The following is a 16,228-nucleotide window of genomic DNA, read 5'->3' as shown; positions in this document are numbered from 1 at the left end:
CAACTCAGTGAGCGATCGTAACGCACGTCTTACGCAGCTCGGCGTTTCGATGCGGCTTGCTTGGCCTGTTTGTAGGGATCGATTTTCCCAGCGATGCGGCCGCGAAATCGTTTGTATCCCCAAAGATATTGCGGCGGCGCGATCTTGATAACATCCTCCACGCCCTGATTCAATGCCGACGCGGCGACCAATTCATCCGTCGATGCTATGTCCGGATGCGCCGGTAGATAGTGCAGTCGATAGCCTGCACCACGCGGCAAACGTTCTGCCGCCAAGTAAACCACTTTAGACTGTGACTTGGCCGCCAAACGCGAAACCAGCACCATCGTACGCGCCGAATAGCCAAAGAACGGAGCACGAACGCTGCCTTCGTCGCCAGGATCTTGATCTGGCAAAATACCAGTCATCTGATTCAGCTTGAGCGATTTGCGCAGAGCGCGAACGCCCGAGACATTGGTCGGAACTAGCACAGCACCGAATCGCTCTCGAGCATTTTTAACGAACGCTGCCAAACCGCTTAGACGAGGAGGACGGTAGAGGCTGACGACTTGGTACTCGAGCGAAAGGTGCAAGCCGCTCAGTTCCCAAGCACCGAAATGTGGCACCAACACGATGACACCTTTCCCATGACTGAGTGCCTCGGTGACGTGCTCTTTCCCGCGGATTTCCGTGATCAGATTCGATATCCGGCGTCGGTTCCAACTCCAAAGCGGCCCCAACTCAGTCATCGTCTTGCCCATTTCGGCAAGGTAATCGCGGAGCAAAGTTCGACGCTGACCTTCGGTCTGATTTGGAAACGCAATCCGCAGATTGGTCTCTGCCACGTGTTTCATGTCACTGGCTACAACGGACAATACGCGCCCGACACACGCACCATAGAAATGATTGACACGTAAGAACGTGAAGCTCAACAGCCGAATCGCAACACAAAGCGTCGATGCAATCAAGCGACGTGACAGGCGCGGCGTCACTTGTTCGCTAGTCGACGGTGAGACGCTCATGAACGGCTGTCACATTTAGAAATTGGCCGGCAAAATGAAACGATGACACTGATTTGCGCCGTCGAAACCCTCTTTACCTATCGGCTCGACCGAACCGCCGTCTAAATGAGGTAATTGTCGATTTCGCTTGCAATTGTCTCGTTTTTCCGATTGCTACGATGACGCCAGCGTGAAACCAAACGAATTTCAAACGATTTGCAGTTGCCCTCCGTTTTGCCTCAAGTCAAAGAGGCGTTTGGACGAAAATGGCGCGTGATGCCGATGCGTTCGTCCACTGTCCAACAACAGCCAATTTTGACATGCAAGAAACTACGATCGGCGATGCGATATTAGTGTCCAACAAAGGCTTGCTGACGATGCGACACGTCGAGGACGAAAGCCTTTCCTTCGTTTTTACAGCAGAACAAGTTCTAGAATTGGTGCGATTCCTGACCGCACAAACGCAATCCGAATTCAATCGGCGCGAAGCCTTTCGAGTCCCGCTGTTCGAATCGAGCCAACTGGAAGTCAGAGTCCGGAGCGGTGAAACACAGATCCAAGGCCGTCCAACCAGCATCAGCATGACCGGGATCTTTCTGGCTGTGTCGCCCGCCAACCAAGTGGACGCGGAGCTGGAGGATGAAGTCGAAGTCGTCCTGCAATTTGAGGGAGCCCAGCATTCTCATGTCGGTCTTATCAAACGGATTTCCAACGACGGCTACGGAATCGCATTCCTGGATGCGACCAGCTTAGGACAAGTTGATCCGCCAGCGGACATTGCACGCATCGTCATGAAGCTCCAACGCGAGTGGGTTTCTCGCGGCAACTAACTTTCTTACTGCCGTTGATCAGTTCGGCGAAAAAGCTTCCGGAAGCTGGCCTTGATATCGGGCTTCGGCGAACTTACGGTACCAATCCGCATAGGCTGGCAATAGATCGCCCGCGTGATCGCTGCTGTCGTCTTTCTGTATCGCCTGTCGTTCCAAACGACTGGCAAATTGATGAAGCGTTTCGCTCGGCGATCGTGCGAGCGAAAACTTGCGAAGCTTCCGATCCACACTGGCCAGCATACGGTGGCTTTTGACGTCATCGGGACTAAAGCGATCGTCGCCGCCATGTCGCAATCGTCGCCACAGCAAAAAGATCCCCAGCATCAAGACGGGCCATTGTCCGACCTGAATCAACAGCGTCAGCGGATCCGTCGCACGGTTGGACAGCAACCAACCAATGAATCGGCCAACAATTGACGTTCCGTCGCTCGCGTCGCTTTCTAACTGATTCAAAGAATCGGCAAGCGAGGCACTCTGATTTCCATCGGGCGTGAGTGTCAGATAGGTCCGACCGGGCGTCGATTCGACCGCAAACCATGTCTCGGTGACATCGTCGTAGGCTTCAACCCACGCATGGGCATCGCGGTTTCTCGCGACCCAGCATTCTTCTTCCGCACTTCGTTCATCGGCGATGTAGCCGGTCACGTAGCGAGCCGGCACGTCGACGCTCCGCAGCAAGAGCACCGTCGCCGAAGCAAACAGCTCGCAGTTCGCCGGGTGTTTTGTTCGTAGAAAGTACGCTAATGGATCGTCGCGACCAGGCACCGGCACGCCTTGCAAAGAATACTCGTACTCCGCGTTAAAATAGTTTCGGATCGCGATGGCACACGCAGTGTTGGTCAATTGATCGCCGCAGACTTCTTGGGCAACAGCGCGAACGGTATCTGCTATCGATTCGTCGACGTGGGTCAGAACGGCCCGTCGAGCAGGAGCCAGGGACTCGGTAACCGGCTGAGAACCAACGCCGACGATATAAGGAAAACGGGCGTTGATGCCGTGTTCGATCACACCATGGTTGCTCAAATAAATTCGTCGCGCCCTCGCTTCAACCCATCTCGTCGAAAGCGGACTGAAAAACACGTGTCCCTTGAGCGGATCGTTTTCAATCTGCACCGTCGCGATTCGCGCGTCGTCTTTTTCAAAAAAATCAAACCGTTTCAGATTCGACAGATTGGATCGATATCCTTTCGTCGTGGCTTTGCCGGTCGGATCAATGACCTTGCGATCAAACGATTCGGTATCGCTCACGCGTCCTCGCGATAGGTCACTGACTTCATCCCAACGACCATCTGAATAGGCGTCAAAAGCACTCCCGCGCAAGTATCCCGGGTTGGTATCCGAATGCGCCCGAAACGCAATTTCCGTTGGATCAACGATCATGTGACGCCGAAGCGAACCGAGTCGGCTGCCGCGTACGTAGTGCGAATTCGCTGCACTGATATCTTGCGTCACGGTGTCGAAGGAGGATTTCAGCTGATCGTGTACAACACGCTGCAATTCTGGCAGCACCGAACTCGTTACGTTGGCAACCAAACTAGTGGCCATCAGAAAGATGGAAAGCACCACGGCCGAAACAAGCCAACCGATTTTCAATTGATCGTTCGTCGCCTGTGTTTTTTGCGACGTGGCAGAGGAGTTGATCGCCGAAGATTGACGCGGAAGAAACCTGCTGCCACTGCGTTGCAATCGCAGCGATCGCTGGTCCTGGTACCAGGCGTGCAAAATGTAGCGGGATGCGAACAGAAACGCCATGCACGCCAGAATGGCGACCGTCACCTGGCTAGTCAGCGATTGAGAGGCGGCCCCTGATGCCGCAGAAAGCATCACGACCAACAGCCCCAGCCCCAACAAAACCGGATGCCCAAACAAAGGCCGTTTGACGTAAAACAGCAAACTCAATACGAAGCAAACATGGGCAAAAGCATCGACGAAAAACGCGACCGGATTAAACGTATCGCTATAGTGAGTTTGGAATCGCCACAACGAAACGATCACCGACGCCATCAGCAACAGAAGTCCCCAAGCCAAGTTGCGTGAAAACAGCTTGGACGGTTGCACTTGGTCCGCAGTCGATTCTTGGATCTCGTTCGCACGCTTCAAAGCGACACCACTGAGCACCACAAACAACAAGAACGACACGCTAAACGTGCCAAAAGTCGTGCCCAGGAAAATGCATTCCATCAGCAGCAGCGCAGGCAAGAACCATTGGCTTCGATTCTTCATGATACCGCCTCGTGATCAATGTTCTGCTCTTGTGAATGTTGCGCCACTGATTCGCGAGAGGGTTTCGTGATATTCCCGCCAGGAGACGCCGCGTTTGTCTGAGCTGAGGTGCTTTCAGGACCAACGGCCATCACAGAAACATTTCCGCTCAGATACGCAAACTCAGATTCCTTGCGGCGAGTCAGCAGCAACGTCGGTTCACGTCCGATCCGCTCAATCGCTTGACGGATATTGTCATCCGCGGTTTTGGAATCGATCGGTTGCGACATCGCGAGACGCATCAACTGCGAACTACGATCACCACAGCGAATTTCACCCACCAAATTCAAGCTTCCGGGTGTCGACCGAATCACTGAATTATCAACCGGATCAACACACTCGTCCGACAAGAACATGGCCACGGTGGCCGACGAAGTGGAAAGCAGGTTCAGGACGCTCACTGACATCGACATCAAATACTCAAACGATTCATCCAGATCTCTGACAGACTGAACGTGTTCGTTCGATGAAAGATCCGATGTATCAACAATCAAGTTCATGGACCGCACCGAGGGCGATTTGAATTCACGCACAATCGGTTTTCCGAGTCGAGCCCAGGAGGCAAAATCCCAACGCCGCACCGGCATTCCGGTCGTGTATTCGCGGCTGCCTGCATATTCGCTGGCGTCGCCCATCAACAGACGCCTTGCCCAATCGCCGATCGAAAAAAGAACGCGTCGAGCATCCAGTTCGTCCTGTCCTGCCAAAGGCCTTGGCGTAACGGCGATTTGTGTTTTGACGTCGATCAACGACGTGGATCGAAAGAGATAAAACGGAAACGCCGACTGCACCATCAGTTTCGGCAAGCTCTGCAAACCGCGACGATCGAATTTGACCAGCGATACATATTCGGCCGGCTCGCCAGCGCGTAGCAGAGGATAAAATTCCGGCTCGGATGTTTCTACAACGGGCGGAGTCTGCTTGCTTTTCTTAGGCGGTCTTTTGGGCAGCGTCGCCCAGCCTACCAATGTGTCCAAGGCTGGCAGCCGATTTGTGCTGGTCAAGTGCGCTGTGACGCGAAACGACTGGCCTGCCGGCACACTCCGAGGCAGATTGCAGCCGACGGACAATTTCGCTCTGGTCAGCCAATTGGCAAGCAGGCCGACCATCAGCAACGCAAAACACGCGGCCAACATTCCCGTCCACGGGTAACCCCAGATGATGTTAAACGCCATCAACATGATCAACATCAGTGTGACCGATGCTGACGTCAAACTGTGTTTGGTCGCGACAAAAATGCGCCAAGGTGCGGTCAGCACACTTATCAAAATTCGCAGCAAGAACCTGATCGGACGTTTGCCGTGACGGCGTTTGGGCAGTTCATTCAAACGGGCACCTCCATTTGATTAACCAATTCACGAACAATCTGTGCCGACTCTTCGGACGTCGCCGAAAGATTGCGACTGGCAACCCTGTGCGACAGCACATCAACGGCGACCGCTTGGATGTCATCGGGCAACACATAATCACGCTTCTGCAAAACAGCGCGTGCCTGTGCGGCGCGAAGCAACATCTTGGATCCTCGCGGGCTACAGCCAACGCGTAGTCGCGAATCACGACGTGTGGCGCCCACCAAACTGACCAAATATTCGGCTACTTTGCGATCAAACGAGATGTCGCGAACCTGCTGCTGCAACAACACCAGATCATTGCGTGACATGACAGGCTTAAGCGAATCAGACGGCTCTGCACTTGCCTGATCGATTAACAAAGCGATCTCGCTTTCGACATCGGGATATTTCATCGACATGCGAAAAAGGAAGCGATCGAGCTGCGATTCCGGCAACGGAAACGTCCCTTCAAAACCAGTTGGGTTCTGAGTCGCAATGACGATAAAAGGCAGCGTCAAGGGATAGCGTGTGCCGTCAATGGTGACCTGTGCTTCGGCCATCGCTTCCAACAACGCGCTCTGCGTCCGTGGCGAAGCCCGATTGATTTCATCGGCGATCAACAAATCGCAAAAAATCGGACCGGGCCGAAATTGAAATTCGCCCGTCGCGGGCTGAAAAATTGAACTGCCCAGAATGTCTGCCGGCAACAAGTCGGGCGTACATTGAACGCGTTGAAACTGGAGATCAAACAGCGACGCCAACGACTTTGCCAACGTGGTTTTGCCAACCCCAGGAACGTCCTCCAAAAGCACCGATCCTTCTGCCAAGACCGCCGTCAATACTTGATCGATGACATCAGCTTTGCCGCGGATCACTCGCTGCAATTCGGATCGCACCAACTCGATGCCCTTCATCAATTCCGTTCGACTTGCGTTTTCGCTGGGGCGTGTTTCTGGCATAGCATTTGAATTAGGAGACTGTTGCCCAGATAATGGCGGAGAGCGAAACGCATCGGCTCCCGAATCATGCGGCGGCGTACGATCCGAATTTTCGTTATCGCTGGATGAGTTGTCGCGTGTGAACACTTTGTTAACTCCTGTTCTGAACTCCCGCGGTCCGCACGCAAAAATCATTTGCGTCAATGCAGCCAGCAGGGAAGGCATGGGTATTGAACAATGTTCCACTCAAGCAAAGTTCGCTCAAGCCGTCGAAGCTTCGGGTCGGTTTTCCATCTCACCAACGATTAGACAAGTATTGGTGAGTGTTTCCTGAACTGACACAAGGCAGCAATGTGCGTTTGATTTGTCGCGAGTCGACGGGTTGCGGCAATCGTCGCGTCTGGGTTGCAAGACGACTGAGGTGGCCCGTCGCAAATCTCGTATCCTCCTAATCTATCGGATATCGACGGGTCCTGATAACTCCACTCAAGATCCGATCAACGAGTTTGGTAAAATCAGGCGACGCTCATTCGTGCTCGCCCTCTTTCAAAACGACGAAACGCCGGTTCCTGTTCGGCATATTCCTGGAACAACCCCTTGTAAATCGCAAATCAAACGACGGTGGGAATCCCCATCTCCGCCGTCAAATCGTCTTGAGAAACAAATAGCTTGACCATATGTGAAGATTTCACTCTGGCCCTGAGCGATGCCATTGCCGAACCATCTTTGCCCTACAATAGCGAGCAAATTTTATCGCCTTACATGAATCAGATCCATGCAAAGAATCACGCTGACAACGATTGCCGTTCTGTTTGCAACCATCGGCCTGGCGGATCCCCCCAGCGCTTCGACCGGCGACTCGACGAGTGGCTTAACCAGTGAAGAAACGAAACAGGGGTTTGTTTCACTTTTCAGTGGTCAGGATCTTGATGGGTGGAAACACTCTGGAAACTGGCGTGTAGAAGATGGAGTGATCACCCGCAGCGGAAAGGGTGACTCGTTGGTCTACGAAGCGGCCAAGGTTCCCGATGACTTCGAGTTGCGTTTTGATTGGAAAGTCGGTCAAGGCAGCAACAGCGGCCTGTACTACCGGCCGACTCAGTACGAATACCAAATCTTGGACAACGGGGTTCATCGCGATGGAAAGAACCCGCGAAGCAGCGCGGCCTCGTTGTACTTTTGCATGCAGCCATCCGAAGATGCTACGCGTCCTGTCGGCCAATGGAATGAGGGCCGCGTCGTTTGCAAAGGCAGTGTGATCCAGCACTGGTTGAACGGAAAAAAGGTCGTCGGCTTTGACTACAACGACCCGAAATGGCGTTTCAATGTAGAGATGCTAAAGCAACGAGGAGGCGACTTGGAGGCGCGCGGTGCTCACATCAAACTTCAAGACCATGGAGATCCGGTTTGGTTTCGCAATATTCGGATTCGCGAACTGGGCGAGGACGATGAAATCGATCGCTCGCCGGTCACACCTCAACCGCTTACCGATGCAATGCTGAAAGCCGAAGCCGAAAAACTGGCAGGCATCGTCGCGCGTCGCAACGCAAAGCAAAAGAAAGCGACCAAGGAAAAAGCAAAGTAGGTAGAGCGACGGCGTTACCGGAAATCACTCAGCGGAATTTCGCTGTACAGAGCGATCATACCGCTGGCTTCGTCAATTCGTTTGCGGTCTTCGTTTGTTAGCTTGGGCGTGATCGCGTGCACCGATTTGTACTGCGCCACTTTCACATCCAGCATCAATTCTGATGGGATGTGGCCTTTGGTTGCGATCGCCCGATTCAAGCTCATGCGTCCAAATGGCGGCAGGCCTTGTTTTCGAGCCATGTTCAATCGCAGCGCCCAATCTGCGAACTGAGCAAACTGGCTGGCAGCGTTTTGGTTGGCGGCGGGCTGAGTCGATGTAGTGTATTTGACGTTGCCGAACTGGATACTGAGCCGATCATCCGCGTCGCTATTCACCGTCGCCGAGATGCCGTATTGATCTTTTTTCTTGTTCGTGTCGGCGCTGACTCGCATCTCCGCCGTCATCTTGGTCAGCTGATCGGTGTTGACGACGCAGCGAGATTTGCTCTGCGAATTAAGCAAAACGATTCGTTTCCGATTCGGATCGTAGACGGTGATCGATCCTGGCGTCAGTTCATCAAAGTCATAGACGACGCTTTGGTCAAAAACGACCCGGTGCCGATCAATGGGTTGTTCGTTTCCGACGGCGTAGTTGGTGGTCGTCACTACAAACGAAGCTGGCGATTGCGGTTCATCCGCTTTGCTCTCTGACAATCCGACAGTCGCGGCGCAGTAGGCGATACACATAGCGATCAACAAAGGGGACGGCGTGGCAGGGTGAACGTGCATGATGCAGCTAAGCTTGAGGCAACCAGGCGTTGTGTGAGTTTCGGCGTGTGTGTTTCGACGCGTCGACTAAATGTCGGTCGCTAAATCAAGGCGAATACCTGACGCAATGCCTCAAAACAAGCGAGCGACCTAGACCTTTCCAATGCCGAAAGCGTAGAAATGGTGTTTGGAACGTAAGAAACGACTGTCGCTGACGTCCAGATCAATGTGAATTCGCTTGCATGCCGCAGCCATTTCACTGGCATTTCGCTGGCAAACGGCTCTCCCTCGCTCAGAACTGACCATGCGTCGCACCCTATTACTGATTCCCCACGAAATCGCTGGCTTGCCCGTCTTCGGGTTTGGCTGGATCCTCGGTGCGATCATCGTCGCTGCGATTGCCCGCGTGGTGTTCGCCAAAAAAACCGGTCAAAATGTCGGCCAGTTAGTCGCCAACGAAGGCATCATGTGGGCGATTGCAGCGGCAGCCGTCGCCTTTGTGTTGCCGGCCGTCGAACTGACCAACGTAATGGACGAACCCGTCGGAATGGCAATTCGCGGCTACGGCGTGATGCTGCTGACCGCGGTGGTTGCTGCCGTCGGACTGGCCGCCGTTCGTGCCAAGAACCGCGGCATCGATCCCGAAGTCATCTATTCGCTTGCGCCCTGGGTGTTTGTCGGCGGCATCGCCGGTGCACGCATTTTTTATCTGATCCAGTACCACGACCGATTCATCTGGGATTCGCCCGTCGCCTATCTCAAAAACCTGTTCGCGTTTACCGAAGGCGGCTTGGTCGTCTACGGATCCTTCATTGGCGGGTTCCTAGCGGGGTCGCTGTTCATCGCTCGCAATAAACTGCCGTTACTGCGGCTTGGCGATGCGATCGTGCCGTGCATGTTTTTGGGCGTGTGCCTGGGACGCATCGGGTGCTTCATGAACGGCTGTTGCTACGGAGGACGGTGCGAACCGAATTGGAACTCCGTTCGTTTTCCCGCCGGCAGCGCTGTGTACAACGAACAGCTGATCAGCGGCGAATTGTTGGGCATGAAAGTCAACCAGAAAAAGCACTTGGTCACTAGCGTCGACCCCAGCAGTCTGGCGGACCAAAAAGGCATCTCCAAAGGCGACGAACTCAGCGAAATCACTTTCGCGCCTGCCCCGACCATCGAGGGCATGGCGGACCTGCCCCGCGAAGACGTGCTGCCAGGGGTGATTGCCCGCGTTAATTTGACGGACGAACACTATTGGCCGCCGGCAGAATTGCCGGACCGTGCTTTGCCAGTGCAAGCGGCGCAGTTGATCAGTAGCGGATCCTCGCTGGTTCTATGCGGACTCCTTTGCGGCCTGTCGCTTTGGATACGCCGCGAAGGTGCCATCATGATGATCGGATTGGGCAGCTACGCTGGGCTTCGATTTGTGTTGGAAATGGTCCGAGTCGACGAGGCAGGACAATTCGGAACCGCATTGTCGATCTCTCAATGGGTCAGCGTCTTTGTCGGCTCCGCCGCGATCATTGGTTTGATCTGGGTCATTCGCCGCGAATTGCCCGCGAGTGTTTCCAGCGAAAACCGCCCTGCGTCCGGCGAACCGCACGACGAAGTTTCAGCCTGACATACACTGTACAATTGGCCGTCTCGACTCGTCACAACTTCTCCCTTGCCAGTGGCCCGCATGAAACTTCTCGTTACAGGCGGATGCGGTTTCATCGGCACGAATCTGATACGCCGGCTGTTGCAGTCGGATCATTACGAGATCATCAATCTTGATGCACTCACTTATGCGGCCAATCCCAATTCGCTGCACATGGAAGCAACGCTGAGCGCAGAAGCATTGAATCGCTACCAATTGGTTCGCGGCGACATCGCTGAAAAACAGTTTGTGACCGAGGCTTTTCGCACGCATTCACCCGATGGCGTGATTCACTTGGCAGCTGAATCCCATGTTGATCGCAGCATCGATGGGCCGGCGCAGTTTGTTCAAACGAACGTTGTCGGCACGTTTAATTTGCTCGAAGCAACCAGAGAACATCTCCGCAGCTTGTCGCCCGCGGACGCCTCGGCATTTCGTTTCTTGCATGTTTCGACCGATGAAGTTTACGGATCGCTTGGCGAGACCGGTTTGTTTGCCGAAACAACCGCCTACGATCCTCACTCGCCTTATTCAGCGACCAAGGCTGCGTCGGACCATTTGGCTCGCGCCTGGCACACCACTTACGGTGTGCCCGTCATCGTGACCAATTGTTCCAACAATTACGGGCCCTACCAGTTCCCCGAAAAACTGCTGCCGTTGATGATCATCAAATGCATCGCAGGCGAATCGCTGCCAGTTTATGGAACGGGCCAAAACGTACGCGACTGGTTGCATGTGCAAGACCACGTCGACGCGCTGCTGCGAGTGCTTAGCGCTGGCGTGGCAGGCGAAACGTACAACATCGGCGGCGACTGCCAATTGTCTAACCTGGAACTGGTTCAGCGCGTGTGCGGGATCATGGACGAGATCTATCCGTCAGCGAGCGGCGAATCTCATTCATCGCGAATCGAATTTGTGACCGACCGCCCCGGCCATGATTTTCGCTATGCAATCGACGCCAGCAAAATCAAACGCGATCTTCATTGGCAACCACAGCATTCGATTGAAACAGGCCTGAAAAACGCCGTGCGTTGGTACGTCGAAAACGAACCGTGGTGGAAAGCGATACTCGATGACACGTATCAGCTTCAGCGACTCGGAGAAACCGCTTCAGGAGATCAATCATGAAGGGCATCATCCTGGCCGGCGGCAGCGGCAGCCGACTTGCACCACTGACCACGGCAGTCAGCAAACAGCTATTGCCGGTGTACGACAAACCGATGATCTACTACCCCTTGTCAACGCTGATGCTGGCAGGCATCCGAGAGGTGTTGGTGATCTCGACCCCCGGTCATACAGCGTTATTCGAATCGCTGTTGGGCGACGGCAGCCAATGGGGAATCGACATCCAATACAAAGTGCAACCCCGGCCCGAAGGCTTGGCGCAGGCCTTTGCCTTGGGTGAAAAATTTATCGATGGCAATGCGTGTTGTTTGACCTTGGGTGACAACCTGTTCTACGGCCAGGGTTTGATTCAGCTGTTTCGCCGGTCAGCCGAATTGACATCGGGCGCAAAGATTTTTGCATACGAAGTAAGCGACCCGAGCGCCTACGGTGTCGTCGAATTTGACACGTCCGGCAAAGTGATTTCGCTGGAAGAAAAACCGTCCAAGCCGAAATCCAATTTCGTGGTACCGGGGCTGTATTTTTACGACCACCGCGTCAGTGAATTTGCCAAAACACTGACTCCATCAATACGTGGTGAATTCGAGATCACCGACCTGAATCAAATCTATTTGAACGAAGGGTCGTTGAATATCGAAGTGTTTGGGCGCGGGACTGCGTGGCTTGACACAGGTACTCACGAAAATCTGCACGACGCGAGCAGCTTTGTAGGAGCGATCGAAAAACGGACCGGCCTCAAGGTTTCTTGCCCCGAGGAAATCGCGTTTCGGCAAGATTGGATCGATCGCGAACAGCTGCAACAAAGTATGCCTCGTGCCAGTACGGCGAATACCTCCAGCGACTTCTGCGGCAGTCAAACGTAGCGCGTTAGGCTAGCGGGGAACTTTATCGCAAAGCTCCAGTCCGATGATTTTCGTCTCACTTGCTTCACGGTCAGAGCAGAGCAGAGACTCACCAAGCAAAACGCGTGCTGAATGCCAAAAGCTGCGGAGGGCATGTAAGCCGGGTTCTGTGACGAAACCGAAGTTTCGCCGACGATCATTTATCTGTGCACGACGATTGCTCGTCGCCTCAATCGCAACCTACCCGATTGTCGTAACGCGGCGGACAGCCCCGTGTGACCCACGCTTCTTGCGAAACGCCGTTTCTCTCGAAACACGGCCACTGCAATCTGTTTGGTCTAGCTCCGGATGGGGTTTACCAAGCCGACCAAGTCACCTTGGCCGCTGGTGCGCTCTTACCGCACCGTTTCAGCCTTACCACGCATCGACTAGCTGAAATGAATCAGTCAGCCGACCGTTCGGCGGTCTATTCTCTGTTGCACTATCCCTAACCTCTCGGCCGGTCGACGTTATCGACCATCCTGTCCTGTGGAGCCCGGACTTTCCTCCAGTCACGCAAGCGCAACCAGCGATCGCCCCGCCCTCACGCAGCGGCACCAGCATGATCGACGCGTGTGTTTGCAACAAGGTTCGGCAGCTCTTGCCTTGTCGAAACCCAGTCGATCGCTCGCAAGAAACCGTAGAATGTGGATAATGCTGGCAGAGTCCCCTCTGCAACGCCGTTCAGGCAACATCGCTCGGCCCACCCTTGCCAACAGATCCATCCGGACGTGACCGCCTCTTCCTTTCGAGATCCCGACACGCCGATCGATCCCAATTTTGCTGCATCGATGGGCGGCAAACGCTTTGCATTTGTAGGGCAACTGGGCGGCATGAACCGTCGCGAAGCGCGAAATTTGATCGGTTCGTTCGGAGCGTCCGTCGTCGGAATCAACACCGAACCGATCGATTGCGTTGTCATCGGAGCCGACGAACCACCGCTTTCGGAGACAGAGTTGTTGAGCGATTCGATCTTGTCCAAAGCTGCCGCTGGAGAGCTTGAGATCATCAGCGAAAGCGATCTTTGGCCTCGACTTGGCTTGGTGGACGATCGCCACAACGATCGTCAGCTATACACCCCCGCCATGTTGGCCGACCTATTGAAAGTCTCCGTCGGCGTGATTCGCCGGTGGCATCGCCGAGGGCTGATCACGCCCGTGCAAACATTGCACCGGTTGCCCTACTTTGATTTTCAAGAAGTCGCGACGGCAAGGCGATTGGCTCACTGGATCGCGTCGGGAGCAAGCCCCAAAGCGATCGAGCAGCGTCTGGTCGAACTCGTCGAAGTCCTGCCCAACATCCAACGTCCGCTGGATCAGCTATCGATTCTGGTCGAAGGCAAACAATTGCTGCTCCGACAAGGCGCCGGCCTGCTTGAACTGGGCGGTCAACTAAGGTTCGATTTTGACGCCGTTCATGTAGATCAAACTGCTGAACGCGTCTTATCGCATCAGCCCAGTGTTCACGACGACGACGACAGCCCGCAAGTCATTTCGTTTGCAGATGCACAACTCGGTCATGCCAGCAGTGAAAATCGCCCCAGCGAACCCGAAGTCGACGACCTTTTGCAGGGTGCGTACGATGCCGAAGACGCAGACGATCTGGACACGGCGATCGATTTTTGCCACGCGATTCTTGCTCGCGACGGTGCCCGAGCCGAGATCAGTTTTCAGTTGGCAGAATTGCTTTATCGCTCTGGAGAGCTGATCGCAGCCCGCGAGCGATACTACGCAGCGATCGAAATCGACCCCCGTTTTGTCGAAGCCCGCGCGAGTTTGGGAAACGTGTTGGCCGAAACCGGTCAAGGCGAGCTGTCGCTGGCGGCCTACCGAGGTGCGATTTCGCTGCATCCTGGTTATGTCGAAGCCCATTTTGGCATCGCCAAACTGCTCGACAAGCTCGGCGAAGCGGAGCAGGCCGACGTGTACTGGAAAGAGGTCATCGAACTGTCGCCACACAGCCCGTGGGCAGCCGAAGCCCGCATTCGACTGACTTAATCCTGCGACAACACACTACGGCAACGCGGTTTGACCGGGGCTAAATCCCCGCCCCACCCAACGGAGCCGCATTGGTCCCCTCATAATTTGCGACTTATTTTGCCGGTTTTGCCGACCATTTCACTTGCGTAAACAAATTTCGCATCTAGTATCAATTTTCTGACGCCTTTTGCGAAAACACAAATTCCGTGGAACTTTGTCCACCACGAAAAGTCAAATACGCTCATTCGCATTTACTAACAAGAATTTACATCATGAAAAAGAAACACTGGATCTCCAAGCTTGCCGCAATCGCATTCCTTTCGTTTGCAGTCGCTCAAGTTCACGCGTTCGTGAATACCTCCGAAACCGTCGCTGTTTCTGAAGATTCATCGGCACTGATCGATCGCATTGACTCGATCGCAACGGCTATTGGCGACGAAAGCCTGACTTCGGACGAAGCACTGGTAAAGATCAACGAGATCATCGACGAGATCGACGGTCTGCTTGACACCGAGCCAGCAAACGAAGGCGAATTGCTTGATTTGCGAGATGCCCTGGTCGACATGCGATTGGAAATCTCCGGCCAAGATGCAACTCAAGAGCAAGCCGTTGGCGCTTGTACTAGTTGCGGAACAGCACCAGCTGCTGGTGGATCGATCCTTAGTGGCGGACCAATTGGTGGTGGCAGCATCCTCGGTGGCGGTGGCGGTGGATTCGCTGTCGGTGGCGGCGGTGCTATCGGAGGCGGCGGACTTGCTAGCTTTCTGACTAGCCCTCTTGGAATCGGTGCTATCGCCGGAACAATCGTGGCGGTCACAGCCGGTGGCGACGACGACGACGTGGTCGCATCGATGGGTGCTACTGACGGTGGCAATTAGTTCTCTTGGGCGTCTGACCTCGAGACCAAATGAGTTTGAGCCGCTAACGCAGTCGCGTTAGTGGCTTTTTTTATGCAATCTCGCTTACGAAAGAGTCCTAAACGGCACGATCTTTCGAGAATTCACGGTCACCTCGCGAATCGGCACTTTGGATCCCTAAAGCGTCCCTTTCAGCCGCAATGCCTTGCTATCATTGCACTTGCGATAACTCCATCGCACACAAGGGACACTACACCGCATAGAGCAAACGGGGGACTTGGGAACTTTCTGCGTTTTATGACGCCCAGGGAGTTGCACTGCTCGTATTGCCCGGATATTTTCTTGACAGCCAGCCACCCAAGTTAGGGTTCGCAAGACGACCGCGAAGCGATGGCTACGAACTGCCCACCTGAACAGAGGCCAACAAGAATCATGAACATCAAAAGTCTGCTATCCAAAGCCACCCTTGTCGCATTCCTTGCTTTTGCTGGGGTTCAAGTTCACGCATTCGTGAATCATCAGGAAACGCAGGCTGCTAGCGAAGATTCCACTTTGTTGATGGATAAGATCGAAGCCATCGCTACGAAGATTGCTGATTCATCGCTGACGAATGCAGATGCACTTACTCAGATCAACCAAGTGATCGACGAAATCGACAGTCTCCTGGACAGCGAACCAGCCAACGAGGGCGATCTTTTGGATCTTCGCGATGCATTGGTTGACATGCGATTGGACTTGTCCGAAACAGAAGGCACGCAAACCGAAATCGCTATCGGCGACGGCAACATCATCTCTGACACCTTGATCAGCGAAACTCCACTCTTTAGCGGTGGATCTGTCGGGTCGTATTCAGGTGGCGGATCGTTCGGTGGTGGTGCAATTGGCGGAGGCGGTGCAATCGGTGGCGGAGGCGGCTTGATCAGCTTCCTAACCAGCCCACTTGGCATCGGTGCAATCGCTGGCACAGTTGTCGCAGTGACAGCCGGTGGCGACGACGACGACGAAGTCGCTTCGATGGGTACGGAAGGTTAATAGCCGCATACCCCTCCCCTTAAATGACTACGAAGGCTGACGGTTGTAA

The 16,228-nt window shown here is 54.3% G+C and carries 13 protein-coding genes and 1 other RNA gene; 8 read left to right on the top strand and 6 right to left on the bottom strand.

Annotation, left to right across the window (positions count from 1 at the left end):
* Positions 1-29: 29 nt before the first annotated feature.
* Positions 30-1,001 carry a lysophospholipid acyltransferase family protein gene (locus K239x_RS09925; protein ID WP_145417662.1) on the bottom strand — a complete coding sequence of 324 codons (972 nt, stop codon included), beginning with the start codon at positions 999-1,001 and terminating at the stop codon, positions 30-32.
* Between the two features lie 299 nt (positions 1,002-1,300).
* Here K239x_RS09925 and K239x_RS09920 point away from each other — a divergent pair, with 299 nt between their 5' ends.
* Positions 1,301-1,810, top strand: a complete 510-nt coding sequence (locus tag K239x_RS09920) for a PilZ domain-containing protein (protein WP_419189889.1) — start codon at positions 1,301-1,303, stop codon at positions 1,808-1,810.
* Between the two features lie 18 nt (positions 1,811-1,828).
* Here the strand turns inward: K239x_RS09920 and K239x_RS09915 are convergent, their stop codons facing one another.
* Genes K239x_RS09915 through K239x_RS09905 form a run of 3 tightly spaced genes read right to left on the bottom strand, consistent with a single transcriptional unit; the run spans position 1,829 to position 6,362 of the window.
* Positions 1,829-4,033, bottom strand: coding sequence for a transglutaminase-like domain-containing protein (locus K239x_RS09915; RefSeq protein ID WP_145417660.1), 2,205 nt, complete (start codon positions 4,031-4,033; stop codon positions 1,829-1,831).
* A complete protein-coding gene (locus tag K239x_RS09910; RefSeq protein ID WP_145417659.1) occupies positions 4,030-5,400 on the bottom strand; it encodes a DUF58 domain-containing protein in 1,371 nt (456 codons plus the stop codon). The genes K239x_RS09915 and K239x_RS09910 overlap by 4 nt, the downstream gene beginning before the upstream one ends.
* Positions 5,397-6,362, bottom strand: coding sequence for an AAA family ATPase (locus tag K239x_RS09905; protein WP_145417658.1), 966 nt, complete (start codon positions 6,360-6,362; stop codon positions 5,397-5,399). Before K239x_RS09905 ends, K239x_RS09910 begins: the two co-directional genes overlap by 4 nt.
* Before the next feature lie 754 nt (positions 6,363-7,116).
* On the opposite strand from K239x_RS09905, the gene K239x_RS09900 reads away from it, so the two are divergent.
* Positions 7,117-7,926 carry a 3-keto-disaccharide hydrolase gene (locus K239x_RS09900; protein ID WP_145417657.1) on the top strand — a complete coding sequence of 270 codons (810 nt, stop codon included), beginning with the start codon at positions 7,117-7,119 and terminating at the stop codon, positions 7,924-7,926.
* Positions 7,927-7,940: 14 nt separating this feature from the next.
* Here K239x_RS09900 and K239x_RS09895 read toward each other — a convergent pair whose 3' ends face one another.
* The gene (locus K239x_RS09895) at positions 7,941-8,696 is read right to left on the bottom strand and encodes a hypothetical protein (protein ID WP_145417656.1); all 756 of its coding nucleotides are present in this window, start codon (positions 8,694-8,696) and stop codon (positions 7,941-7,943) included.
* Positions 8,697-8,979: 283 nt separating this feature from the next.
* On the opposite strand from K239x_RS09895, the gene K239x_RS09890 reads away from it, so the two are divergent.
* Genes K239x_RS09890 through rfbA form a run of 3 tightly spaced genes read left to right on the top strand, consistent with a single transcriptional unit; the run spans position 8,980 to position 12,293 of the window.
* Positions 8,980-10,287, top strand: a complete 1,308-nt coding sequence (locus tag K239x_RS09890) for a prolipoprotein diacylglyceryl transferase (RefSeq protein WP_145417655.1) — start codon at positions 8,980-8,982, stop codon at positions 10,285-10,287.
* 60 nt (positions 10,288-10,347) lie between these two features.
* Positions 10,348-11,433, top strand: coding sequence for a dTDP-glucose 4,6-dehydratase (rfbB, locus tag K239x_RS09885; protein ID WP_145417654.1), 1,086 nt, complete (start codon positions 10,348-10,350; stop codon positions 11,431-11,433).
* Entirely contained in the window at positions 11,430-12,293 is an 864-nt protein-coding gene (rfbA, locus tag K239x_RS09880) for a glucose-1-phosphate thymidylyltransferase RfbA (protein ID WP_419189888.1), read from the top strand. Before rfbB ends, rfbA begins: the two co-directional genes overlap by 4 nt.
* Before the next feature lie 119 nt (positions 12,294-12,412).
* On the opposite strand, the gene rnpB is transcribed toward rfbA, so the two are convergent.
* Positions 12,413-12,861: RNase P RNA component class A (gene rnpB / locus K239x_RS09875), an RNA gene on the bottom strand.
* Positions 12,862-13,042: 181 nt separating this feature from the next.
* Between rnpB and K239x_RS09870 the strand changes: the two genes are divergently transcribed.
* The 3 genes from K239x_RS09870 to K239x_RS28420 all read left to right on the top strand — a co-directional run bounded on the left by K239x_RS09870 (position 13,043) and on the right by K239x_RS28420 (position 16,179).
* Positions 13,043-14,308: a MerR family transcriptional regulator gene (locus K239x_RS09870; protein WP_145417653.1), complete on the top strand. Its 1,266-nt coding sequence runs from the start codon at positions 13,043-13,045 to the stop codon at positions 14,306-14,308.
* A 254-nt stretch (positions 14,309-14,562) separates the two neighbouring features.
* Complete coding sequence (locus K239x_RS09865) at positions 14,563-15,168, top strand: hypothetical protein (protein ID WP_145417652.1); 606 nt, start codon at positions 14,563-14,565, stop codon at positions 15,166-15,168.
* 411 nt (positions 15,169-15,579) lie between these two features.
* Positions 15,580-16,179 (top strand): hypothetical protein, encoded by a 600-nt coding sequence (locus tag K239x_RS28420; RefSeq protein ID WP_419189887.1) that lies wholly within the window; start codon positions 15,580-15,582, stop codon positions 16,177-16,179.
* Positions 16,180-16,228 lie beyond the last annotated feature (49 nt).

Source organism: Stieleria marina, assembly GCA_007741555.1.
In the GTDB taxonomy this organism is placed as follows: Bacteria; Planctomycetota; Planctomycetia; order Pirellulales; family Pirellulaceae; genus K23-9.
Note: the sequence above shows the minus strand (reverse complement) of the source record. Positions and strands in the feature narration are given on the sequence as shown.

Bases quoted from the DNA above. Each gene is read 5' to 3' on its own strand.
- K239x_RS09915 (WP_145417660.1), bottom strand. From the start codon at position 4,033: ATGAAGAATCGAAGCCAATGGTTCTTGCCTGCGCTGCTGCTGATGGAA.
- K239x_RS09865 (WP_145417652.1), top strand. From the start codon at position 14,563: ATGAAAAAGAAACACTGGATCTCCAAGCTTGCCGCAATCGCATTCCTT.
- rfbA (WP_419189888.1), top strand. From the start codon at position 11,430: ATGAAGGGCATCATCCTGGCCGGCGGCAGCGGCAGCCGACTTGCACCA.
- K239x_RS09890 (WP_145417655.1), top strand. From the start codon at position 8,980: ATGCGTCGCACCCTATTACTGATTCCCCACGAAATCGCTGGCTTGCCC.
- K239x_RS09920 (WP_419189889.1), top strand. From the start codon at position 1,301: ATGCAAGAAACTACGATCGGCGATGCGATATTAGTGTCCAACAAAGGC.
- K239x_RS09895 (WP_145417656.1), bottom strand. From the start codon at position 8,696: ATGCACGTTCACCCTGCCACGCCGTCCCCTTTGTTGATCGCTATGTGT.
- K239x_RS28420 (WP_419189887.1), top strand. From the start codon at position 15,580: ATGAACATCAAAAGTCTGCTATCCAAAGCCACCCTTGTCGCATTCCTT.
- rfbB (WP_145417654.1), top strand. From the start codon at position 10,348: ATGAAACTTCTCGTTACAGGCGGATGCGGTTTCATCGGCACGAATCTG.
- K239x_RS09900 (WP_145417657.1), top strand. From the start codon at position 7,117: ATGCAAAGAATCACGCTGACAACGATTGCCGTTCTGTTTGCAACCATC.
- K239x_RS09925 (WP_145417662.1), bottom strand. From the start codon at position 1,001: ATGAGCGTCTCACCGTCGACTAGCGAACAAGTGACGCCGCGCCTGTCA.
- K239x_RS09905 (WP_145417658.1), bottom strand. From the start codon at position 6,362: ATGCCAGAAACACGCCCCAGCGAAAACGCAAGTCGAACGGAATTGATG.